Genomic DNA, 21,263 nt, shown 5'->3' on the forward strand with positions numbered 1-21,263 from the left:
CTCGTAGCGCTGCGCCGGCTCAGGTGGTTCACCCCGCCCGCCAACGCTCCCACCAGCCGGCAGGCGGCGTGCGGAAGGGATGGCTGGAGTGCTGTGTCATCAGGCGTCGTGGAGAGTGGGGGGAAGGGCCGTGACAAGCGCGGCTCGTGGCGGTGTTTTTCACGGGATCGCGGTCGCCTCGGGTACGACCACCGAAAGTTGGTGACGCAACTGCGCCGTGAGGGCGTGGACGTATCGGTTCGGGGCCGGCCGTGGAAGCTGCCCCTGGAGGGCCGGGCGCTGCTGGTTGCCGCGTACTGGCGGACCAATCTGACGATGCGGCAACTGGGCCTGATGTTCGGGGTATCGGCGTCCACGGCCGACCGGGGCATCGACGACCTTGGGCCGAAACCCGCCCTGCGGCCCCGTCAGCGGTTCGCTCGGGACGCTGTGCTGATCGTGGACGGAACCCTGGTGGCCCACTCGCGACCACAAGGTCGCCGAGCAGTCGAAGAACTATCGCTACTCCACGAACCATCAGGCGGTCATCGACGCTGACACCCGCCTGGTCGTGGCGATCGGCAAGCCGCTGCCGGGCAACCGCAACGACTGCCGTGCCTGGGCTGAGTCTGGCGCGAAGGTCGCCATCGGGCAACACGGTAGTGATCGCCGATGGCGGCTACCCGGGCACAGGACTGGTGATGCCGCACCGCCGCAGCCCCGGCGAGGAACTACCCGACTGGAAGAAGGCCGGCAGGGCTCACAAGCAGGTCCGAGCCCGTGTTGAGCACTGCTTCGCCCGTATGAAGACCTGGAAGATCCTGCACGACTGCCGACTGAGGGGGGAGGGTGTGCACCACGCCATGCGCGGCATCGCCCGCCTGCACAACCTTGCCTTGGGCTATCCGTGAGCATCTCCACTGACGGTCTCGGATGGCGAAGGTGCAGCGGCGGCGACCGTGACCGGCATGCCGTGCTCCTGCGGCCATCCCGGCCGCCACCTGGTGAGCCACTCGGCGAAGTCCTCGCGCACGAACCGAGGGTCCGTCGGCTTCAGCCGAATCTGGGGTCGCTCATCGGCCCACCACACTTCGAACTCCGACTCGGTGCCCTCCGTGGGCCAACGCTCCGCTTCGCTTGGTAGCAGCAGCACGTCAACGAAGCCGTTCACGGGCAGCCCGATGTCCACGAAGACGCCGATCACGCCGGGACTTGGCACCCGGGCCACGGTTCCAGGGAAGCGTTGCCCGAAATGCAGTCGGTGACGTGTCGTCTCCCAGTCCTGTGCACTCACCACCCCGGGCATCTTGCCAGAGCCGAGCCCCATACGGGACAGCCCTTAGCCGTAATCCGTCATGGGCTGGCTGAGCGGTCGGCGTGCCGTTGATGTGATCCCTGCTACTGGAGGCACGAGCAGGGCTAGACGTATCGGCTGCACAACGGTGAACGCCTCGGACACCCGCCGCGCGTTCGCCTCTTTGTCAGCCAGTGCAGTCGAGTGCGCCAGTTGCCAAGCCGCCGACCGTAGATCCCTGCTGCCTATCACATCGCAGGCATCGACGCCCAGCGCCGTCGTCCTGACATCGCGACCGCCTCAGCCTTTGCCAGGATCCGCAGGGGCGTTTCAGAGGTGGAGCGGGCGAGGAACGCGTCGATTGCGGCGTTCAACTCCTCGAAAGTACACAGCCCCTGTGCGTGCTCCTTCCTCTTGAGTTGAGCCTGCTCTCACAGCGAGCGTGCACGGCCGCTCCTTTTGGAGACGACCCTCTCCCGTAGCTGCCAGCACTCAACGCTGGCGCCCAACTTGTCGAATGCGTTGAGCAGGACGTCTAGGTCGGCGACGACGGCGACCCGTATCTCGCGGCATTGGAAGAAGCTGCGAAGCCCAGCTATGAGGTCAGCCCCATGTCCAAGACCTTGGCGGCGGTGCTGATGGAGCCGGGCATGAGGTGGCGGTAGATCTTGTAGGTGATGTCGATGCTCGCTCTTATGGCCCATCCATTCGGCGACATCGGTGATGGGGACGTTGTGGTGGAGGCAGTTGGAGGCCACTGGTTGGCCAGGTAGTAGTACGGGAACGGCTTGTCCGGGTGCAGGGGGTGGCGCAGCAGGTAGCCGTCGGTGGTGCCGTGTCTGTCGGCGTACCACTCGATGGTCTGCCGGGTCCGGGCCGACAGCGGCACGTCCCGATACTCGCCGATCTTGCGGTGCTCGAGGCGGGCGTACTGGCCGCTGGTCTGGTTGGCCTGCTCGGTGACCCGGTACACGTCACTGGCCACGAGATTGCGCAGGTTGACCGCGGCGGCCTCGGCGTTATGCAGCCCGCACCCGCTCATCAGATCGGCTATCAGCAGGAAGGCGTCGTCGCCAGCCGTACGGATCGTGGCCAGCTGCGCGGCCGATGGGATGACCGCTCTGGCCGGGCCGTACTGCGGGGGCTTGATGCCCTCCAGCGGACTGGCCTCGTACAGTCCCAGCCGGTGAGCGTCCAGCAGGATCGACTTCACCTCGTCGAACGCGTTGGACTGGGTCGCCAGCCCGGCCCCGTTGCGCTCCATCGCCCGGATGAAGCCGTCCACCACCTTGTGATCGAAGGCGTCCACCCGCCTACTGCCCAGCGCCGGGAAGATGTGGTGCTCCAGCAGCGAGTCCAGGTGCCGCAACGATGAGCCTTCCAGATGCCGCTGGCTCTCCCGCCACTCCGCCGCATACTCAGTGTCGGTTCCGAACCCGGACTCAACCTTCTGCTTGCCAGCGGCGTCGCGGAACTGGATCTTGTATGGGTGCGGGCACTTCGGCCATCTCGACCGGGCGTGATCACACTCCTTGAAGTAGGTGCCCATGCCGTGCGGGCAAGCTCTTCTTCGCCATCGGTCGCCCGACTCCCGAGGTCCATGCTGACGGTTTGCTGACTGTCCGAGGACCGAGGTGCTTCTGACCTGCGAGAAGTCACCAACCACTCTCTATATCGTGGAACTTCATAGGGCGGTCGCATGAGGATATCGCACAGGCACGTGCGGACTGGATGGCCGGCACCCGCTTCGGCGAGGTCCCCGGCTACGACGGGGACCCGCTGCCCGCTCCGGAACTGCCGCCTGTGCCCCTGAAACCCCGGGGTCGGGTGCGCTGATCTGCGCGGATGCGTGTTGACGGCAGCACGTGGGCGGCGGAGAACTCGGTGGTGGAGTCGGTCGATCGCCGCTGAGACGATTGCCATGAACGAGGCTGCGGGGCGCGTCTCTGGAGCCCAGGGTGTGATCTTGTGTGGCAGGGTCTGGCAAACCCAATGCTGACCCAATGCTGACCTACCTGAGGGGTCGTCAGGCCAGCGGATGGTCCTGTGCTCCCAGGTCCAGCGTGTCTGGGTGTCGCCGTCGGCGGGAGAGGCGCGCCTCAATGCTGACCCCTCTCGCGGCTGCGGTGGACAATGTGCACAAGAGGGCCCCGCCAGCTTTGACCCGGTGTACCAACTGGCGTGGCTGGTTGTAGACACTCAACAACTTCAGTCGCCCAGCAGCTTGACGGGCGCCGACCTTCCACTCCCAGCCTTCCTTTGGTGTCCCGCATCTTCGTCGCTTACGCACTATGCGACAGGGTATGGAACATCGGCCGAACGGTTCGTTTCCAGGTGGGTGGACAACGACGGAATCATCGCCTTCGGTGGAGCCGCTCACCAACAGGACATGACGATCGTGTTCCGGGCTGTCATTCCCGCCCGAGGCGGCGTCCTGGGAGGCCCCCCGTGCAATGACGGGTCAATACAATCAGCAGACCGGCGTAAGCGAATGACATCGGAGTGACCTATGGGTATGGGGCGTTCAGGGACTTACCCGCGGTTCACACCGCGGAAGCGTAGATCAGCCCGGATCTTCCTGCTCGCCCCATGCTTTGTCGGCGCTATGCTGGTCTGCACCTCCTGCGCCCCGTTGAGCGACCCCTATCCGGAGAAGGGGGACGCGAAGCCCCGGGCCCTGGTGCGGGAATGGAAGAACGGCGATACGGGGGCGACGCTCGACCTGCGGGACAAGGGCAAGTTCACCGTCAAGAACCTCAGGGCGCAGTACTTCTCGTGCTCGCCCAGTGGCCTGCACACCAAGTCGGGGAAGGGCACCTGGAAGTCTCTGGATGTGGCAGGGTCGACCTCGGTAGTGCTGGACTTCTCGGACGGGTGTGACACCACGCTTTATTACGGCAAGGAATCAGGGGACCCCGTCCTCTACAACAGCGCCGAGGGTGCCGACATCGTCATGAAGCTGACGTAGTTGCGGTAGGGGTATCCGTTTCTCCTGCCTCCACGTCTTCTTCTCCGCGGTCCTGCAAGAGGGCGCTGCGCATCGAGGCGCCGTCGTCGACGACGTGGCCGTCACTCGGGCGGCGCAGGAGTTCATGGAGCAGTGCGTTGTCGTCGCGGGAGCGGCGGCACAGTCACCGTGCGTCTCGTCACGAGCGGCGCGTACGACAAAACTGCTGCGCCCGGTCTGCAAGATGGTGTGCGTAATGTCGGCCCGGCGTTCCCAGCGGACCCACAGTCGTCGGAAGCCGTGGAGCCAGGCGAAGGTCCGCTCCCGCCACCCACCGTCGTTGAGGTCGAGGATCCGGCGGCACCATTGGTCCAGGGGGAGGTGTTCGGGCCGGCCACCACCTTCGAGGTCTTCGACGACGAGGACGACGCCGTGCGCCGGTCCAACGCCACCGAGTTCGGGCTCGCCGCGTCCGTGTGGAGCAGCGACGTGGACCGGCCCCTGCGTCTCGCTGCCCGCCTCGACGCCGAAACCGCTTGAATCAACAACTGGGGCATCATCCATGACCAGTTCGAGGAGGGCGGCAAGAAACAGAAGCGGAGACGGCCTGGCCGGAAAAGCAGCAATCCAGCACGAGCACCCTGGCCGTGGCGCGGGCCCCGCCGACCATCCGCTTCACCAGGTCGAGATGGATGGCGGAGAAGCTCACGTGCTCGGTGTCGGTTCCGGCGAGGGCGAGGTGCAGCAGCCCGGCGTCGTCGAGCAGGCCGTGTCCCCAGTAGTAGACCAGCAACAGGTCCTCGGCTTCACGGACCGCTCTAGACAACGCCGCGCCGACGGTGGTCTGGTCCTTGGGGTCGTCCACCATCGCACAGTGCTCGGGCGCGAGCACACTATGAACCGGGTGGGTGAGGGTCCGCCGCAATGCGTCCAGGTTCGCCTGCACAGCAGGAATATCATGCAACTCAGGATCGTGAAACGTACCTGTCCCGATGAGAACCGCCCGGCTGGCCGCACCTTCCGGTAAGCGTGTGCCACTCATCTGGGCTGCTCACCCGGCGCCGGAAACCGTTCTGCTACCTCCCGCAGGAGCGCCTGAGGATCGGCTGTGCGCATTACGTCCACCTCGATCCGGTGCCCATCCTCAGTGCTGACCGTGATCTTGCTGTCGGTGCCGCGAGAGGTGAGCCAGGTGCACACCGATTGGATGAGCACTGCTAGGACGCCGCCCGAGCCAAGCGCCACCGTCAGCAGTTCCACGGTGGAGCCCATGTGGCCAGGGAGGGGGGACTGCCGTAGGAGCTTCACCCGACCGCGCATGGCATCCTCGGAGACCAGCCAGTCGCGCAGCGCGATCACGTGCACCTCAGCCCCCGGCTCCCCCGGCCCCTTGACAGACAGCCGCAGTTCCGTTCCGGCGCGCATATCTGGCACAACAACCCCTCAAACAAGGTCACGTGATCCACGTGTCATGGCACGTGAAGGTCGTGCATGGGCTTCAACGTGCCTAACGAAGCCTGACGCGGCAACCACTCGTCGAGGCACCACTGCGAGACGGTCAATCCGTACCCCGGATCCACCGCCATCCCAAAAGCGCGGGTCGACCGATGCGGTGCACCCGTCCGCAGCGCACACAGAGACGTACGGGCTCAAGGGCCAAGATCGTGAGACGAAATCCCAATGTCCCCAACTGAGACACGGCCAATAGCAGCAGATCGGTAGCGCTCCAAGGGGCTTTGGAGATGCGAACGTACAGCCGGAGCCGTGCGGCGCTGCAGGGCTTCCCGATCACCTTCGTCGAAGACCGCTGGCTTCATATCACCGTCGTTATCACTAGGTGGCGCCAAAAATCCCAGGTGAAGCGCCTCAAGCGGTCTCTGGCATGTTAGGCACATGGCCAGGCCGAGCTCGGCGGTTGACCCACCTCGCCGGACGGGGGCGACGCCACCACGGCGATCAGTCCTCGGGCTTGATCTTCGAGGACACGAAGAACAGCCCGGCCGTTGCCGCGATGAAACCTCCGGCCAGTTCTTCGTAGCCCTGGAAGTAGGTGATGGGGATGGCGATGGCGCAGGCTGCTCCGACCAGCTCGATGAAGCCCCCGATCAGCCGCCGGGAACGGCTCGGCGGCGGAGGGTGATGGGGGTTGGGCGGGCCTTGCCAATAGTGCAGGGGGCCCGACCTGGGCTTCCAGTCCTCTTCCCGGAGCCGCAGATACTCCGGGTGGTGGCGAGCGTAGCCCAGGCGGCGGGGTGCCAGGCGCCGCCACGGCAGCCAGCCCTGCCGGATGGCGATCCATGCGAGCCCCGGTAGGCAGGCGACGGCCGCCCAGATCGCGGCGACTGTCCGCTCTCCGGCCGAAGCCGACAGAATGCCGAGCAGCCGGTCCAGCTGGCCGCTGGCGGCGTAGGCGATCAACGCGGCTATGGAGAGCACCGCCGTGGTCTGCTCTATCTGGTGTCCGGTGTAGCAGCGGGCACAGCGTGGCACGGACACGATTTCCTGACGCCAGGTGGTGCGCAGGACGACGATCCATGGGGTCATGGTGGTTTCGGCATCCTTGTGCAACCCCAGGACGTGGTCGTGCCATGACGCCTGTGTGGCCTCCCGGCAGAACCAGCACTCCCGCACCACGAGTTTCCTTTCCCGGGCCGTTGCGTGATTGTGGACGGCATTTTAGGTGTTGCCCCGCAAGGAGCGTGTGTTGTCTGTTGTGGAAGGGTGGTGAGAGTTGCGGTCGCCATCGACGCCAGCAGCGTGCCGGACCCTGTTTTTGGACTCTGAGCCGAGTTCGGCGCGGCCCCTCGCTTGCTGCCCGCCGAGCAGCGGGCCGGTCTTGAGTGAGGTCGCGCAGCGCGCGGCGTACCCGGTGAGCTTCTTCGGTGATCAACGCCCAGGACTGCATCGCTGTCGAACTACCGCCGCCCGGCGGCATTTTAGCGGGTTTAGGCACGTGGTCCGGCGAGCTTGGATCAGTCGGTGGATGCGGTGATGCAGACGGATTAGTTCCCAGTGGGATCAGCAGCCCGCAGCTCGGTTACGGGAGGGCGTCGGCGCGGGTGGCGAGGGCGCGGAGTTCGGGTGTGGTGCGGCCAGACGAATGCGTGCGCGCGCTGCTCGCCGCCGAACACCAAGCACCCGAGCAGGAGTCCGGAGATGAGGGACCTCACCGCGGGGCGGGAGCTGGTCTCTGCGGCACTGTACGCAGTTGACTGGATCAACAAGCCACGTTCGGCGGCGCCACTCCGGGAGACGCGCAGGCCCAGAGGCGCGGAGACAGGGAGGGGATGCGGGAGCTGACGGACGAAGCTGCCGCCGGCCTCGGCGGGGCACCACCGCCCTCCGCGATCACGGCGGAGGCTTCAGCCCGGCCACCGTCCAGCTCTAAGCCGATCTGCTGCTCGTCGAGCTTGATGAGCATGCGGGGCGCGAGCAGGTAGCTCTGTCCGATCAGGTCGAGGTGCTCTCCCTCGTCGGCGGAGCCGAGCGCGTGTCCGGCACGGATCAGGCGGGGCAGGTGGACGGCGAGGTTCGCGCAGTGGCAGGTGTGGAAGTCGGCGTGCACGCGAGCGAGTTCGACGGGCAACGTCTCGGGGGGGGGGCGGCAGTTCGTTGTCCTGGCCGATGCCGAGCATCGCGTCGCGCAGGCGACCGACGAGGATCTGTCCTACCGGCACGTCCCGGGCCGCTGCTTCCCCCCGCTGCCGAAAGCGAGACGCCGGCGGTTGCCGCGGCCGAGAGAGACAGGAACTCTTCCGTCGCCGCACTGAGTCGTCACCGTCCTCCCGCTGAGTTCGTCCCAGCCCAGGGCCGGGAAGGCGCGGGTACGCGAGACCAGGACAAACAGGGTATCCGTGTCGAGTCTGTGCAGGGGGCGAAGCCGCCGTGAGCCCGAACTCCTTGGGCGGAATGTCGAGCACATCGGCGTAGCGTCTGAGGACGTCGACGCCGGACAGCGGTGAGAGGCCCCGCTCGTACCGGGAGACCTGGGAGGCGGAGTAACCGGCTGAGGAAGTTCGACGCGTGAGCATCCCGACCGTGTGCGTGCGGCAGTGCGATGTCCGGATTGCCGCCCACGGATTCGGCGCGCTGCACGGTGTCGAGCATCGGGGTTGTTTTGGCGTCTCCGTGGCCGTCGAGGGCCGCGCATCGCTCCATCGCGTCTCGCAGTTGGCGCCGTGCTCCCGCTGGAACCGGTCGCACAGCTGGATCAAGCGGCGGGCTGTCGGCAGTGAATGATCTTGAACGGCGGAGGGCCTCCGGAGGGGTGATCGCCGGGGCGTCGCGGGCGTCAGCCGGTAGGAAAGCTGTCCGCGCCCAGGACGTTCAACAGAGCCAGCTTGTCGTAGCTGTTGGTGCCGGGCGTCGCGGTGAAGATGAGCAGGGCCTGTGACTGGTCGGGGTCCTGCAGGCTCTGGCAGAACAGATCGATGCGCCCGACCTGGGGGTGAACGAACCGTTTGGCGTCGCTCCAGTGCAGGCCGACCTCCTGCCGGTCCCACAGTGACGCGAACTCTGTGCTTTGGCGCAGCAGGCTCGGCACGAGACGGGCGGCCTGCGACCGGGGCCCTTCCCTTGTGGTCGCAGCCCGCAGGAGCGCGACGTTCACACGGCTGTTGAGACCGTGGTCGTCAGGGAGGTACCGCTGGCGGGCGGCCGGATCGGTGAACCAGCGGTAGGGGGCGCTGCGGGCTTCCCCGGTGTAGTGGGTCTGTTCTCCGAGTAGGGCTACGGCGGGAGGCGTTTGCAGCAACGTCTCGCCGAGGGGGCCCATGACCTGTGCCGGGGTGTCCTGCAGCCGGTCCAGGATGCGCATCAGTCCGGGGTTGACGTGCTCGCTGCGCAGCCGCCGGCGCGGTGTGCGGTGCCCGCACAGGAGAAAGAGGTGATCGCGTTCGTCCGGGTTGAGGCGCAGCCCGCGGGCGATGGCTGCCGCCATCTGCTGCGAGGGCCGCGGCCCGCTACCGCGTTCCAGGCGGGCAAAGTAGTCGGCCGACATGTCGCACAGTTCGGCTACTTCCTCCCGTCGCAGTCCGCGGGTGCGCCGACGCGATCCGCGGCGCAGTCCCACGTCTTCCGGTTGCAGCGCCTCCCGCCGGGCACGCAGGAAGGCGCCCAACGACGCCTGGTCCACCGTCCGTTCCATGGGCCTCCCTCAAGAGGTCAAGTGTAATCCGGACGTCGGTCGAGGCCGCCGTGCGTCCACCATCGTCGCAGTCGCGAGCGACCTCAACCACTGACTGCGAGTCAGTGGTTGAGCGGGTCCTTCATCCGCGCCGCCGGGTGCCGTCCACTGGTCGTTGCGGAACGACGCAACGCGTTCCGCGACGACTGGGGTGCGCAGCGACCGGCACCGCAGCGACTGAGACGAGAGGGGCCCCTATGGCCAAGTGGACAGCTGCCGACCTGCCGGAAATGACCGGTAAGACGGTACTCATCACCGGAGCCGGCAGCGGCATCGGCCTGGTCGCCGCCCGCGAGTTCGGGCGCGTCGGCGCCCGTGTCGTGCTGGGGGTGCGCAGCACGGAGAAAGGTCTCCGGGCGATCGCGGGGATGCCCGGCGACTTCGACGTCCGGCGTCTGGACGTCGCTGACCTGGGATCGGTACGGAGCTTTGCGCAGGCGTGGATCGGCGACCTGGACTTCCTCATCAACAACGCGGGTGTCATGGACGTCCCGGCGGCGCGGACCGCGGACGGTTTCGACGTGCAGACCGCGACGAACTACACCGGGCCGTTCGTCCTGACCAACCTGCTCATGCCGCACCTGACCGACCGCGTCGTCAGCGTGACCAGCCAGCTGCACCGGCAGTCCAACCTGAATGTGGACGACTTCGACTGGCGGTCGCGCAGGTACCACCCGATGAACGCCTACCGGGACTCCAAGCTCGCGGTCGTGCTGTTCTCCCTGGAACTGCAGCGGCGCCTGACAGCGTCGGGCAGCCCGGTCCGGTCGGTGCTCGCCCACCCCGGCATCGCCACGACATCGCTGGCCGCCCACTCGTCGGCGAACGTCATCAACCGCTTCACGTTCCTGCTCAACGACCCCGAACACGGAGCCCTGCCCACCCTGTACGCCGCGACGCAGAACGTGCCCGGCAACGCCTACGTCGGCCCGGACGGCTTCGGCAGCGTCAAGGGCTACCCCACCGTGCGCGAGCCGGGCAAAGCCGGCCTGGACGAGACGAAGGCCGGCGACCTGTGGCAGGCGACCCTCGCGCTGACGGGAACCGACCGATGAACTACCTGGAACCGACCGATGAACTACCTGGAAGCGGCCGACCACGCCGACATCTTCGTCCCGCACGCCTTCGCCGAGCAGACCGTCGACCTCGGTGAAATCCGCATGAACTACGCCGTGGCCGGCGACGTGTCCAACCCCCCACTGCTCCTCGTACCCGCACAGACCGAATCGTGGTGGGGCTACGAGGACGCGATGCGGCTGCTCGCCGACCGCTACCAGGTCTACGCCGTCGACCTGCGCGGCCAGGGCCGTTCGACCTGGACACCCGGCCGCTACAGCCTCGACATCGTCGGCGGCGACCTCGTCAGGTTCATCGACCGCGTCATCGCCCGCCCGGTCGTCGTCAGCGGGCTGTCCTCGGGCGGGGCGGGACCATTGCCGCGTGGCTGTCCGCGTTCGCCGCCCCGGGGCAAGTGCTGGCCGCGGTCTACGAGGACGCCCCGCTGTTCGCCTCCAAGGCCGACCCCGCTGTCGGGCAGTCCATCAGCCAAGGCATTGGGCCGATGTTCCGGCTCTGGCACAAGTGGCTGGGACCCCAGTGGTCGATCGGCGACTTCGCCGGAATGCAGGCAGCAATGGACCGCGAAATCCCTGGGGAATGCTCGCAGCACTGCGACAGCCGGCCCCGGCCGATCCTGACGAAACCCCGGCCGACACACCCGGGGGCCCTCCGCAGGATCTCCGGGAGTACGACCCGGAATGGGGGGACGCCTTCGCCTCCGGACGGGCCACGCTCACCTGCGACCACGAGACCATGCTTCGCCACGTCAAGGTGCCGGTCCTATTCACCCACCACTTCCACCACATCGATCCACAGACCGGAAATCTCATGGGCGCGATCTCCGACCAGCAGGTCGAGCGCGTCCGGCACCTCGTGGAGGGCACCGGGAACTCCTTCACCTACCGCGCTATCCCGGCCATGCCGCACTCGATGCACGGCCACGACCCGGCCGGTTACGTCACGACGGTCACCGACTGGCCGGCCGGCATCCCCTCCATCCGCTGACCCTCGCCGCCGACCACAGCCGGATAAACCCCACGAATCCCACAGGCAACACCACCCCCATCGCCGGAGCGACCTCCGGCATCGGCCTCGGCCTCGCGCTGCGGCTGCACACGGCAGGCAACCCGGTCATCGTCTCCGGGCGCCGGTGGCGTCTGCGGGAGGTCATGGCCCACCCGCGGCATGTTCTCCACCACTGATCTGCGGCCCTTGTTGGCTGAGCGCGGAATCGATCTGTCGGCCAGCCAGGTCTACCGGCTGGTGGTGGAGCGTCCGGCACCATCGTCGAACGGCTCATCCGGGCCCTTCGCGAGCGGGGCGCCGTGCACGTACAGCAGCCGGGCTGTGGGACTTGTGGCCAGGTGCGACGCCTGGTCGGTGTCCTTCCCGGCAGTGCGTCCCGCATCTGCAACACTTGCGAGGGGCGACGCCGACACGAGGTGAACCCCTGCGTCCTCTGCGGCCGCCACGAGTTCAGTACCCGGGATAGGGAAGGGCGGCCCCGTTGCTGTGCTCACCCCCCCCCGGACGACGGCGCCGATCCGTGGAAGGGCTGTGCCGGGTCATCCAGCAGATTTGCCCGAACATGCAGGAGCAGACGGTTGCCGAAGCCATTCGAGCTGTTGCGCCGGTCACAGCCCGACAACACAAGCTGCTGTGGGCCCTGGAGGAGCGCCCCGACCTGCTGACCGGCCAAGGCGCCCACGGCCCGGTCAAGGTCCTGCACCTCATCGCTGCCCTCCGGGAGTGAGGAGCGGTGAACCTGGTGGCCCCGGCCTGTCCCTACTGCGGCCGGAGCGTGCCGCTGGCGCGTACGCGTGACGGGCTCCGCTGCTGTGTCGAGTGCCGCTCCGCGCCGAACGGCGACGAACTGTGCCCAACCTGCTGGCGCCACCACCCGGCCCCGCAAGCGGCCTTCCCGCGCCCTCGTTCACCGGCCAGCTCATCGCCCAGGACACCCGCTGGCAGGTGGTCAACCGGTTCATCCACGACGACGAGATCCCGGTGCCCGACAAAGTGGCCGGGCTCCTCGCTCTCCTCTTCGCCCAGGATTTGTCGCGGACCGTCGCCCTCACCATCGAACACGTGGAGGTCACCCCGAGCACGGTGCTGCTCCGGCTCGGGCGGGTTCCGGCCCAGATGCCCCCGCCTCCGGACGACTACATCCGGACGCTCCACGCGCAGGCGATGGCCACGGATACGGCCGGAGAGCGCTGGTTGCTCCCGGGCCGTTTTCCGGCCAGCACCTCAGCCGCAGCCAGCTCGTCCGCCGCCTCCACCCGTTCGGCATCCGGCCGCGCATGGCCCGTAACACTGCCCTTGTCGAGATGGCCTCCGAGCTGCCCGCCGTCATGGTCAGCCGGCTGCTCGGCGTTCATCGGAACACCGCCGACTCCTGGAGGCACATCGGCGGACAGGACAACGTCTACGCCGCCGAAGTCGCCAGCCGCGCTTAATCCACGTTCTGATGAATTCAGGCTTCGATGTACTCTCAGGAGGTGCCGACACTCGCTGCTGACATCGAGGTGCTGGCGCGGTTCGGCCGCGCCCTCGCCGACCCCATCCGCTGCCGCATCCTGCTCGCCCTCCGCCAGGCCCCCGCCTACCCGGCCGACCTCGCCGACTCCCTGGGCATCTCCCGCACCCGGCTGTCGAACCACCTGGCCTGCCTGCGCGACTGTGGCCTGGTCGTCACCGTCCCCGACGGCCGACGCACACGCTACGAACTCGCCGACGTACGCCTCGGCCACGCGCTCGACGACCTGCGGTCAGCCGTCGTCGCCGTCGAAGCAGACAAGACCTGTCCGGACGCGGACAAGAAGGGCTGCTGCTGAATGACCGCGATACCCCTCAGCCCCAGCTCCCGCCGTGGCACGCTCACCCGGCGCATACGCTTGCTCGTCACTGTGACCATCGCCTACAACGTCATCGAAGCCGTGGTCGCGATCACTGCCGGCACTCTGGCCTCCTCGACCGCACTGGTGGGCTTCGGACTCGACTCCGTCATCGAGGTCTCCTCCGCCGCAGCCGTCGCCTGGCAGTTCTCCGCCCGCGACCCCGCCGTCCGCGAAGCCCGCGAGCAGCGCACCTTGCGAATCATCGCCGTGTCGTTCTTCGCGCTCGCGGCCTACGTCACCGTCGATGCCGTCCGCGCGCTGACCGGCACCGGCGACGCTGACCATTCGATCCCCGGCATCGTCCTCGCCGCTCTCTCGCTGGCGATCATGCCCTTCCTGTCGGCAGCCCAACGCAAGGCCGGCCGCGAGCTCGGCTCCGCCTCCGCGGTCGCCGACTCCAAGCAGACCCTGCTGTGCACCTACCTCTCCGCCGTGCTCCTGGTCGGCCTGCTGGTCAACCTGCTGCTCGGCTGGTCCTGGGCCGACCCGATCGCCGCCCTCGTCATCGCCGTGATCTCCGTGAAGGAAGGCCGCGACGCCTGGCAAGGGAAGGGATGCTGCGCGCCCACCACTCACGGCTCTGCCGCGAGTACCGCAGCAACCTGCGGCTGCGCCAAGGGTTGCGACTGCTGCCGGCAACAGCAACCGCAGTAGTCCCCGGCATTCGTATCGGGCGCGGACGGTGCGCTAGCTCAGGGCATCCGCTGGTTCGGCGGCGCCGAGCAGGCGGAGCAGGCTGAGACGCAGCACATCCTGCGCCACCGCCGCGGGTAGTCGGCCGGCGTCCTGCTCCGCGCTCGCTGTGTGCCCGAGCGCCATGGTCGAGGCGACGAGCCAGTCGACGGGGAGCCGGTCGTCGAATTCTCCGACCCGTTGGCCTCGTTCGATCACCCGTCCAATTCGCTCCGCGACGGGCAGGTGCCGGTCGCGGTCGACCTCTGTGCTGACGGGCTGGGCACTGATCATCTTCAGCAGTACGGGGTAGCGCTCGGCCACTTGGGCGCTGGCATCGATCATGCGGAACAGCGTTTCCGTTGCGGTGTCGACGTCATGGGCGATGGCGTCCATGGCAGCGACGGCCTCGTCGGTAATCCGCTCGACCACGGCCAGCAAGAGCTGTTCCCGGGAGGAGAAGTGGGCGTAGACCGTCGGTCGGGTCACGCCTGCGGCCGCGGCGATGGCCTCCAGGCCGGCGTCGGGCTCAACGTTGAGGACCTGAGTTGCGGCATCCAGGATGGCGGCCCTGCAACAGCGGGGGCAACATGCGGCCACTTGGCAGCACCGACCCCGGACAGTTCATCGCGGACTTCTACACCTCCTTGACCGGATGGACCGCGACAAGCTCATCGCGCATTGCCGCCCGGTGCGCAAGAACCGCCCCACTCTGCGTATGGAGGTGCACGAGGCCATCGTCGACGGCGACCGGCTCGCCGCCCGGTACACCATGTACTCCTCGCAGCGCGGCAAGGACCTCGCCACCGAGGTCTACTTCTTCGGCCGGTTCACGCCGGATGGGCGTATGAGCCAGGCCCACATGACCACCCGCACGCTTCGGGCCGACGGAAACAGCAGGCAGCAGGCGGTGACACCGTGACCGAGCGCGTCTACATCGTCAGAGGCATGGCGTGGACGTCGACAGCGGCAGGGTTGTGATCACGAGCGATGAAGCGCTCGACACCGCGAACGTACGCGCGGCGATCGAGGAAGCGGGCTACGAGCTGTCTGCCGACCTGCTCATCCACGCCTCCACCGCCCCCAACGCCGTGCTGCATGTTCTCCCGGTCCTGCCGACAGAGCTGTGGCAGCGGAGCCTGACAGTCGCCTGGACCGCCACAGCGGCGATCACCGCGACCTACGCACCGGCCCAGCCGGCACCAGAAGCGGAAATTCTTGCGCATCTCCCCGAACTCTCCCGCGAGGATGCGCTTTGCCGGGCAGCAGAGCACGGTGACGAACACGTCCTGAAGTTCACCGACACCGCTGTCCAGTCGTACGACCGCACCGGTGACCCGGCGTTTCTCACCGTGACCAGCCTGGGCGGTGAGCTGATCGACCGACCCTGATGTGATACCTGGAGTGGTGGTCCTGAAGTCAACGGCCCATGGCGGCAGGCCGACGCATGACCCCGCTCGACGAGGACCACCACTTTCAGCGGTTCCGACGCTGACGCAGCTCACTGCTACCACCAGGTAGCCCGATGTCCCGCCCCGCCGAGCCCAGTTGGGCCCATCGCCGGAATTTAGCGCTCAGGAACGCAGACCACGCTGTAGGCGCGGGCCAGTTGGCGTCGGCGGCCGTGGAGTGTGGCTGCGGTTCAGGTGTGTGTGATGAGGTAGGCGGGGCCTTCGCCGCGTCGGGCTCGTTCGGTGGCGTCGAGCCGGGCGAAGGCGAGCGGCGCCATCAGCTCCTGCCAGGTGGCGAGGTCGTGGACGGCCCACATGTCGTGCTCCGTGGGGTCGAGCCGGATCCGGTCGAGCCGGTCCGCGGTCAGCCGGCCTCCGTCGAAGATGAGACCCACCTTGTTCAGCGGCAGGCGGGGCCCGGCGTGCAGGAAGTGCGTCAGGAGCAGCTTCGGCGCGTCCTGGCCGAGTTCAAGACCGGTCTCTTCGACCGCTTCACGCCGGGCGGTCTGGAGCGGGTCCTCGCCCTGTGCGTCCAGATTGCCGCCCGGGAAATGCCAGAGCCGCGAGCCGTAGACCGAGCGAAGCTGGACGGGCTGGTCTTGTTCGTCGCGGATGTAGAGGCACCCGTATACCGTGTGGTGGGGCACGGTCCGCGCGTACTGCGTGGGTGTCATCGGCATGGGGCGGCCCGGACGTGCGGGGCGGTGGTCGAATTCGAGGGCGAGGACGCCGAGCGCTTCCCTGGCCGGCGGGTGGATGCTCCGGAGGCCGGCGAGCAGTGCTTCGAGGTGCCCGTCCGGGGCGATGCGCGCCGGGTCCTCCGAGCCGAGCAGATCCTCGAACGAGGAGTAGCGGGTGATCCGCTGTATGACGACATCGAGTTCCCTGCCGGTGCCCTCGTCGTGGAAGACGACCGTGTCGCCGACGGCGACGGCGCGTTTCTGCGGGATGGCCACCCTTACGTCGATCGTTTTGCGGCCTGCTTCCACTTGGCGGTAGTACCGCGGGAGCAAATGCATGTGGTGCTCTCGCGGTTCGTCTCCTGTTGCCGGACTCGGGACGGCTGTGATCGCCTGCTGGGTGTCGTCAGGCATCTGTGCCTCCATCGATGTGAGCGGTGAGCGGCCGGTCCGTTGTGGGCTGTGGCCCGTGGAAGGCGGGCCGGGGTTGCTGCGCGGTCGGGTCTCTGGGCCACGAGTGTGGGGGCACCTGTTCCGAGGAGTGGTACCCAACTGCGGTACGCGTCCACCTCGCGGTGGTGGAAGCGAGCGTTCTGGTGGATCTTGACGTACCAGGTCCCACGGTCTGCTCCGCGTGCCCGCCATACTTGGCTGCTGTCGCGAGCCCATGAGGTGTCCGTCCAGGTGGCGGCGGCGCGGCCCGCACCAGGCTGCGGGCCCAGGCTGCGGGCCCGGACCCCGGCCAGATGGAGGACATTGACGCCGATGATCGTCCGTCGCGGAGTGTCGGTGTGGTCCTGGGGGTTAGACGTATGGCAGTCGTACGAAAGCCGAGGAGTGCCGATGAGCCGCCCCCTTCACCAGATTCTGGTGACCAGCGAGGGTGAGTGACCAGTGGTTGAGCTCGGGCGACGTCCCGGCTTCGATTCGTTCGGCGGCATCCCCTCGAACGGCTCTCGCTGCCTGGTGTTCACCCGCTCGCCCAGGCACGTGAAGAGAACGGACACAACACAGTGACCATTGCCGATGTGGTGTTCGCGTGGCTGGGAGTGGGAGCGTTGGTCGCGGCGGTGTTGCCCCGCGTGGTGGCGGGACGGCCCGTGTCGTTGCCGGTGGTGTTCCTGGTGAGCGGCGTCGTCGTGTATGCGCTCCCGCTGCCGTTGCCGGTGGTCGACCCGGTGGAGCATCGGCTCGTGACGGAGCACGTCACCGAGGTCTGCGTCATCATCGCCCTGATGGGCGCCGGGCTGGCGCTCAACCGCCCGGTGGGCCGGCGTCTGTGGGCCTCGACCTGGCGTCTGCTGGGCATCACGATGCTGTTGACCGTCGTGGCGACCGCCGCGGTGGCGTGGTGGCTGCTGGACTGGCCGCCGGCCGCCGCGTTGCTGCTCGCGGCGGTCCTCGCGCCGACGGATCCTGTGCTCGCCTCGGAGGTGCGCGTGGGGGAGCCCACCGAGGACAAGCACGATGAGGACGAGGTGCGGTTCGCCCTCACCAGCGAGGCGGGTCTCAACGACGGCCTGGCCTTCCCCGTCACCTACGCGGCGATCGCGCTGGCCGCCGCCGCGGGCAGCGGCTCGTCGGCGGAGTGGATCGGTGAGTGGGCGGCGAAGGACGTCGCGTTCAAGTGTGTTGTCGGTGTGCTGTGCGGGTTGCTGATCGGCAAGCTGCTGGGATGGCTGTTCTTCAGGACCCGCTCCTCGGTGCTGCGGCTGGCCGAGTACCGGGAAGGTTTCGTCGCGCTGGGCGCCACCTTCCTGGCGTACGGGGTGACCGAACTCGCCGGTGGCTACGGCTTCCTCGCCGTATTCACCACCGCCTGCGCGGTCAGGGCGGCCGAGCGTGCCCACGGCTTCCACAACGTGCTGCACGACTTCGTGGAACAGGTCGAGCGGCTGCTGACCGCGTCGCTGCTGTTCCTGCTGGGCGCGTTCATCGCGCTGGGCGGTCTGGGACCGCTGACCTGGCAGGGCGCCGCGACCGGTCTGCTGCTTCTGCTGGTGTTCCGGCCGCTGGCAGGGTGGGCCGGGCTGCTGGGGGGCCGCTTGCGGGGCTGGGAGCGCTGGGTCGTGGCGGGCTACGGGATCCGCGGTATCGGCTCGCTGTACTACCTCGCCTACGCGCTGGGACAGCAGGACTTCCTGGTCCCCGAGCGCGAGCTATGGGCGGTGGTGACCTTCACGGTGCTGGTGTCGGTCGTGCTGCACGGTGTCACGGCCGGGCCGGTGGTGGCCCGTCTGGACCGCCGGCGGACCACACAGCCCGCAGAGCCGGGGGAGAAGCGGAGGGATGAGACAGCACGGATCGAGGTCGAGGGAGCCCCGTAAGGGACGGGACAAGAACTGAGCGCGGGGTGTGCGTGTGCCGGGAAGTCTGGGTCGGCGTCCTACGGCGGCCCACGGCCTCCCACGGTGGCCCACGGGGCGGCACCGGGCACGGCATGCCCTGACCGGCATGGCACGCCCTGACCGGCGGGCGGGCGCGGCTCCGCCACGCCGGCACGCTCCACTCGCTCGCGGGTGCACCGTGCACCGTTACCGGTCAGAGCGCAAGGTCGTCCGAGCCGGAACTCTCGCAGCGCAGGAAAAGCATGGCCGCGTCGTCATGCAACGGCCCCCGCGCATGGCGCACGAGCTCGGCCCGGATCGCGTTGAGAGCCGCCTGCGGGTCACGTTCCTTCATCAGGGCGGAGTGCTCTGCCAGCGGGTAGAAGGCGCCGGTGCCGTCACGGGCCTCGCTGACGCCGTCGGTGTAGAGCAGTACTTGGTCGCCCGGCCCGAAGTCCGTCTCGTACGGCTCCGGCCCGGGGACCTCATGGATGCCGACCCCTAGTGGCAGCGCGTACTTGGGCGGTTCGGGGAAATGGGTCGTGCCGTCGGCTCGTACGAGCATGGGTGCGGGGTGACCGTAGTTGAGCAGGGTGATCACGGGCCGGTCGGACACCTCGGCGAGGATCGCCGTCACGAACTTCTCGCCCTGAAGTTCCCGGTTGACCACTCGTTCCACCCGCGCGCCGACGCTGGTGAGGTCCGGCTCTTCGTGCGCGGCCTCGCGGAAGGCACCAAGGACGAGGGCGGCGGTTTCCACGGCCTCCAGCCCCTTGCCCTGCACGTCTCCCATGATGACGCGCACTCCGTGCGGAGAGGCGACAACTTCGTAGAGGTCGCCGCCGATGCGGGCCTCGGCGTCCGCTGAGGTGTAGGACGAGGCGATCCGCAGAGATCCGGCGCTGTGTGGCACCGGGCGCAGCAGCACCCGCTGGGCCACCTCCGCGATCGACCGGACGCTGGCCAGCTCCGCCTCTCGGCGCTGACGCATCACCGCCGCCGCGATGCCGGCCGCGGTCACCCCGGCCACCGAGGCCATGGCGGTGTAGAGACGGCGCTGGGAGTACGACTCGTTGTACATGCCGAGTGCTGTGCACAGCGCCAGCGCCATGGTGCCGATGACAGCCGTGCGCCGCCAGCCCCCGACGAGGCCGGCGAAGGCGGGGCCGAGCGACACCAGAGGCAGGAAGCCGATACCCGGACCGGCACCGACATCCACTGCGGCGACGATCGCCATGACGGCGAAGGGGAGGACGGCCAGAACAGCGAGGTGTGGCGCCTTGCGGTCGGGCATGCAGTGCTCCCGTGTGCTCCTTGGGTGACGAGCAGCCTCCCACGGCGCCCACTCTGCTGGTAAACCCTATGAAAGATTCATCCGGCCGCAGCAGCCGGGTCCATGTCCCGTTATCGAATTGCAGCCGCAGAACAGCGGCGCGCGCGCCCGTCGGTCCCTGGGTCCGTCCCCGGGGCCGCTCTCAATCCGACGTCCCGGCTCACCCACGGAGGCTGCGCAGCGTGGTGATGACCTCCTCGTCGTCAATCTGGTCGAAGTCGTCGTACCACTCGCCCACCGCGCGGAAGTCCGACGGCTGGTGCAGGCAGACCAGGTCATCGGCATCTGCGCGTATCAGGTCGGCGGTGCCGGCAGCGCAGACAGGAACGGCGAGGATCAGTCGGGCCGGGGCCTGGCGGCCCAGGTGACGCAACGCGGCACGTGCGGTGACGCCCGTGGCGAGTCCGTCATCGACGAGAATCACGGTCTTGTCCTTGACCCGGGGCGCGGGCCGGCCCTCCCGGTAGAGGTCCTCGCGGCGGTGCAGTTCCGTCCGCTCCCGGGCTACATCGGCGCCGAGACGGTCCTCACTGAGGCCGAGCATTTCGAGGATCCGCTGGTCGAACAGCGGTGGGTCCTCACCGGCGATCGCGCCGATGCCTGTCTCCGGCTGGCCGGGAAGGCCGATCTTGCGGGCGACCAGGACGTCCAAGGGGACCTTGAGCGCTTGGGCGACCTCTGCTGCCACGGGGACACCGCCGCGGGGCAGCGCGAGGACGACTGGATCATTCAGATCACCGTCGGCGGCCCATTCCAGGAGCCTGGCGGCGAGTTCCTGACCGGCATGCCGGCGGTCGCGGAATCGCATGGTGTGGTGCCCGCCTTCCTTCCGGGGTCCGTGCTGCGCACCGGCGTGCCCGGCGCGGGATTCACAGGCCGGTGGGCCAGGTTTCCTCCTCGTCCGTGTCGGCATCCACGTCGGCCAGCGGCCGAATCCCTCCAAGACCTCAGCGGGGTCCTGGGGTGCGCCCGCCGCTCCGGTGACCGAACAGTGGACGGCCAGGCAGTCCGGCCAGTCACCCTCGACCGCGACGAAGGAGAAGTCCTTCTCACTGATCAACCGACGGGTCAGGTCCGCCCGCCACCGGTAGAACTCGGCCGTGCCGTGGGAGGCTTCACCGAGCAGTACATACTGGGCGTCGCCGATCCGTTCCATAAGCGGGTCGAACGACTGCGGACCGGTCAGAGGCAGTGCGCTCGCCCGGATATCTGCCGTTGGGGAGCCTGCTTCCGGCAGCTCGGAGGTCACCGGCACTCCTCTCCTCGCGTCGGCCGACCCTGATCGATCGTGGGGTGCCGACGCAGTCCCTGCCAAGCAGCACAGCGCCGCTGCTCCGCACGCTCCGAGATCAGCGGGCCATGCAATTATTTTGGCAAATTACCCCGTATGCCGCATCCGGATCAGTGACGGGGCAGGCAGAGGGGGGCGGATCCGT

23 protein-coding genes and 6 pseudogenes are annotated in these 21,263 nt (G+C 68.0%); 16 read left to right on the forward strand and 13 right to left on the reverse strand.

From position 1 onward, the window contains the following. Positions 1-108: 108 nt before the first annotated feature. Positions 109-890 (forward strand): annotated as a pseudogene (locus ACZ6JY_RS30465) (transposase). On the opposite strand, the gene ACZ6JY_RS30470 reads toward ACZ6JY_RS30465, so the two are convergent. Continuing rightward, positions 881-1,273 (reverse strand): hypothetical protein, encoded by a 393-nt coding sequence (locus ACZ6JY_RS30470; protein ID WP_469200970.1) that lies wholly within the window; start codon positions 1,271-1,273, stop codon positions 881-883. The pseudogene ACZ6JY_RS30465 and the gene ACZ6JY_RS30470 sit on opposite strands and share 10 nt — an antisense overlap. Before the next feature lie 595 nt (positions 1,274-1,868). Then, a pseudogene (locus ACZ6JY_RS30475) lies at positions 1,869-2,822 on the reverse strand (tyrosine-type recombinase/integrase). A gap of 128 nt (positions 2,823-2,950) precedes the next feature. Between ACZ6JY_RS30475 and ACZ6JY_RS30480 the strand changes: the two are divergent. Together ACZ6JY_RS30480 and ACZ6JY_RS30485 are read left to right on the forward strand one after the other, a co-directional pair. Beyond that, positions 2,951-3,109 (forward strand): annotated as a pseudogene (locus tag ACZ6JY_RS30480) (pirin family protein); the annotation flags it as partial. 769 nt (positions 3,110-3,878) lie between these two features. Continuing rightward, positions 3,879-4,241 carry a hypothetical protein gene (locus ACZ6JY_RS30485; RefSeq protein WP_469200972.1) on the forward strand — a complete coding sequence of 121 codons (363 nt, stop codon included), beginning with the start codon at positions 3,879-3,881 and terminating at the stop codon, positions 4,239-4,241. Between the two features lie 216 nt (positions 4,242-4,457). Here ACZ6JY_RS30485 and ACZ6JY_RS30490 read toward each other — a convergent pair. Next, positions 4,458-4,544: pseudogene (locus ACZ6JY_RS30490) on the reverse strand (IS5/IS1182 family transposase); the annotation flags it as partial. Positions 4,545-4,586: 42 nt separating this feature from the next. Here ACZ6JY_RS30490 and ACZ6JY_RS30495 point away from each other — a divergent pair. After that, the gene (locus ACZ6JY_RS30495) at positions 4,587-4,760 is read left to right on the forward strand and encodes an aldehyde dehydrogenase family protein (RefSeq protein ID WP_469200973.1); all 174 of its coding nucleotides are present in this window, start codon (positions 4,587-4,589) and stop codon (positions 4,758-4,760) included. A 16-nt stretch (positions 4,761-4,776) separates the two neighbouring features. Here the strand turns inward: ACZ6JY_RS30495 and ACZ6JY_RS30500 are convergent, their stop codons facing one another. The 4 genes from ACZ6JY_RS30500 to ACZ6JY_RS30515 form a co-directional block, all read right to left on the reverse strand. Beyond that, positions 4,777-5,262 carry a caspase, EACC1-associated type gene (locus ACZ6JY_RS30500; protein ID WP_469200975.1) on the reverse strand — a complete coding sequence of 162 codons (486 nt, stop codon included), beginning with the start codon at positions 5,260-5,262 and terminating at the stop codon, positions 4,777-4,779. Beyond that, the gene (locus ACZ6JY_RS30505; RefSeq protein WP_469200977.1) at positions 5,259-5,579 is read right to left on the reverse strand and encodes an effector-associated constant component EACC1; all 321 of its coding nucleotides are present in this window, start codon (positions 5,577-5,579) and stop codon (positions 5,259-5,261) included. Before ACZ6JY_RS30505 ends, ACZ6JY_RS30500 begins: the two co-directional genes overlap by 4 nt. A 597-nt stretch (positions 5,580-6,176) precedes the next feature. Beyond that, positions 6,177-6,764, reverse strand: a complete 588-nt coding sequence (locus ACZ6JY_RS30510) for a hypothetical protein (RefSeq protein ID WP_469200978.1) — start codon at positions 6,762-6,764, stop codon at positions 6,177-6,179. 673 nt (positions 6,765-7,437) lie between these two features. After that, positions 7,438-7,785, reverse strand: coding sequence for a hypothetical protein (locus ACZ6JY_RS30515; protein WP_469200980.1), 348 nt, complete (start codon positions 7,783-7,785; stop codon positions 7,438-7,440). A gap of 458 nt (positions 7,786-8,243) precedes the next feature. Here ACZ6JY_RS30515 and ACZ6JY_RS30520 point away from each other — a divergent pair, with 458 nt between their 5' ends. Further along, complete coding sequence (locus ACZ6JY_RS30520) at positions 8,244-8,459, forward strand: hypothetical protein (protein WP_469200982.1); 216 nt, start codon at positions 8,244-8,246, stop codon at positions 8,457-8,459. A 52-nt stretch (positions 8,460-8,511) separates the two neighbouring features. Here the strand turns inward: ACZ6JY_RS30520 and ACZ6JY_RS30525 are convergent, their stop codons facing one another. Continuing rightward, positions 8,512-9,366: a helix-turn-helix transcriptional regulator gene (locus ACZ6JY_RS30525; RefSeq protein ID WP_469200984.1), complete on the reverse strand. Its 855-nt coding sequence runs from the start codon at positions 9,364-9,366 to the stop codon at positions 8,512-8,514. Between the two features lie 236 nt (positions 9,367-9,602). On the opposite strand from ACZ6JY_RS30525, the gene ACZ6JY_RS30530 reads away from it, so the two are divergent. The 8 genes and pseudogenes from ACZ6JY_RS30530 to ACZ6JY_RS30565 all read left to right on the forward strand — a co-directional run bounded on the left by ACZ6JY_RS30530 (position 9,603) and on the right by ACZ6JY_RS30565 (position 14,018). Further along, positions 9,603-10,460: an SDR family NAD(P)-dependent oxidoreductase gene (locus ACZ6JY_RS30530; protein ID WP_469200985.1), complete on the forward strand. Its 858-nt coding sequence runs from the start codon at positions 9,603-9,605 to the stop codon at positions 10,458-10,460. Positions 10,461-10,478: 18 nt separating this feature from the next. Next, positions 10,479-11,102 carry an alpha/beta fold hydrolase gene (locus ACZ6JY_RS30535; RefSeq protein WP_469200987.1) on the forward strand — a complete coding sequence of 208 codons (624 nt, stop codon included), beginning with the start codon at positions 10,479-10,481 and terminating at the stop codon, positions 11,100-11,102. A 115-nt stretch (positions 11,103-11,217) separates the two neighbouring features. Then, a complete protein-coding gene (locus ACZ6JY_RS30540) occupies positions 11,218-11,469 on the forward strand; it encodes a hypothetical protein (protein ID WP_469200989.1) in 252 nt (83 codons plus the stop codon). A 164-nt stretch (positions 11,470-11,633) separates the two neighbouring features. Continuing rightward, positions 11,634-11,742, forward strand: a pseudogene (locus ACZ6JY_RS30545) (helix-turn-helix domain-containing protein); the annotation flags it as partial. A gap of 310 nt (positions 11,743-12,052) precedes the next feature. After that, on the forward strand, positions 12,053-12,217 hold the full coding sequence (locus ACZ6JY_RS30550; protein WP_469200990.1) for a hypothetical protein: 165 nt from the start codon (positions 12,053-12,055) through the stop codon (positions 12,215-12,217). Positions 12,218-12,767: 550 nt separating this feature from the next. Continuing rightward, on the forward strand, positions 12,768-12,923 hold the full coding sequence (locus tag ACZ6JY_RS30555; protein ID WP_469200992.1) for a hypothetical protein: 156 nt from the start codon (positions 12,768-12,770) through the stop codon (positions 12,921-12,923). A 42-nt stretch (positions 12,924-12,965) separates the two neighbouring features. After that, positions 12,966-13,301, forward strand: a complete 336-nt coding sequence (locus ACZ6JY_RS30560) for an ArsR/SmtB family transcription factor (RefSeq protein WP_469200993.1) — start codon at positions 12,966-12,968, stop codon at positions 13,299-13,301. After that, positions 13,302-14,018 carry a cation efflux transmembrane domain-containing protein gene (locus tag ACZ6JY_RS30565; RefSeq protein ID WP_469200995.1) on the forward strand — a complete coding sequence of 239 codons (717 nt, stop codon included), beginning with the start codon at positions 13,302-13,304 and terminating at the stop codon, positions 14,016-14,018. Positions 14,019-14,051: 33 nt separating this feature from the next. Here the strand turns inward: ACZ6JY_RS30565 and ACZ6JY_RS30570 are convergent, their stop codons facing one another. Next, positions 14,052-14,636, reverse strand: a complete 585-nt coding sequence (locus ACZ6JY_RS30570) for a TetR/AcrR family transcriptional regulator (protein ID WP_469200996.1) — start codon at positions 14,634-14,636, stop codon at positions 14,052-14,054. Positions 14,637-14,691: 55 nt separating this feature from the next. Between ACZ6JY_RS30570 and ACZ6JY_RS30575 the strand changes: the two genes are divergently transcribed. Together ACZ6JY_RS30575 and ACZ6JY_RS30580 are read left to right on the forward strand one after the other, a co-directional pair. Beyond that, positions 14,692-14,958, forward strand: coding sequence for a nuclear transport factor 2 family protein (locus tag ACZ6JY_RS30575; RefSeq protein ID WP_469200997.1), 267 nt, complete (start codon positions 14,692-14,694; stop codon positions 14,956-14,958). A gap of 31 nt (positions 14,959-14,989) precedes the next feature. Further along, positions 14,990-15,427, forward strand: a complete 438-nt coding sequence (locus tag ACZ6JY_RS30580) for a hypothetical protein (RefSeq protein WP_469200999.1) — start codon at positions 14,990-14,992, stop codon at positions 15,425-15,427. Between the two features lie 251 nt (positions 15,428-15,678). On the opposite strand, the gene ACZ6JY_RS30585 is transcribed toward ACZ6JY_RS30580, so the two are convergent. Beyond that, positions 15,679-16,506 (reverse strand): NUDIX domain-containing protein, encoded by an 828-nt coding sequence (locus ACZ6JY_RS30585; RefSeq protein WP_469201000.1) that lies wholly within the window; start codon positions 16,504-16,506, stop codon positions 15,679-15,681. Between the two features lie 674 nt (positions 16,507-17,180). Between ACZ6JY_RS30585 and ACZ6JY_RS30590 the strand changes: the two genes are divergently transcribed. Continuing rightward, positions 17,181-18,494, forward strand: coding sequence for a cation:proton antiporter (locus tag ACZ6JY_RS30590; RefSeq protein WP_469201002.1), 1,314 nt, complete (start codon positions 17,181-17,183; stop codon positions 18,492-18,494). A 214-nt stretch (positions 18,495-18,708) separates the two neighbouring features. On the opposite strand, the gene ACZ6JY_RS30595 is transcribed toward ACZ6JY_RS30590, so the two are convergent. From ACZ6JY_RS30595 to ACZ6JY_RS30605, 3 genes and pseudogenes are all read right to left on the reverse strand, one after another. Next, entirely contained in the window at positions 18,709-19,788 is a 1,080-nt protein-coding gene (locus ACZ6JY_RS30595) for a PP2C family protein-serine/threonine phosphatase (RefSeq protein WP_469201003.1), read from the reverse strand. Between the two features lie 199 nt (positions 19,789-19,987). Next, on the reverse strand, positions 19,988-20,635 hold the full coding sequence (locus tag ACZ6JY_RS30600; protein ID WP_469201134.1) for a phosphoribosyltransferase: 648 nt from the start codon (positions 20,633-20,635) through the stop codon (positions 19,988-19,990). A 114-nt stretch (positions 20,636-20,749) separates the two neighbouring features. After that, positions 20,750-20,983: pseudogene (locus tag ACZ6JY_RS30605) on the reverse strand (erythromycin esterase family protein); the annotation flags it as partial. Between the last annotated feature and the right edge of the window lie 280 nt (positions 20,984-21,263).

It is taken from the genome of Streptomyces sp. NPDC046335 (assembly GCF_055587985.1).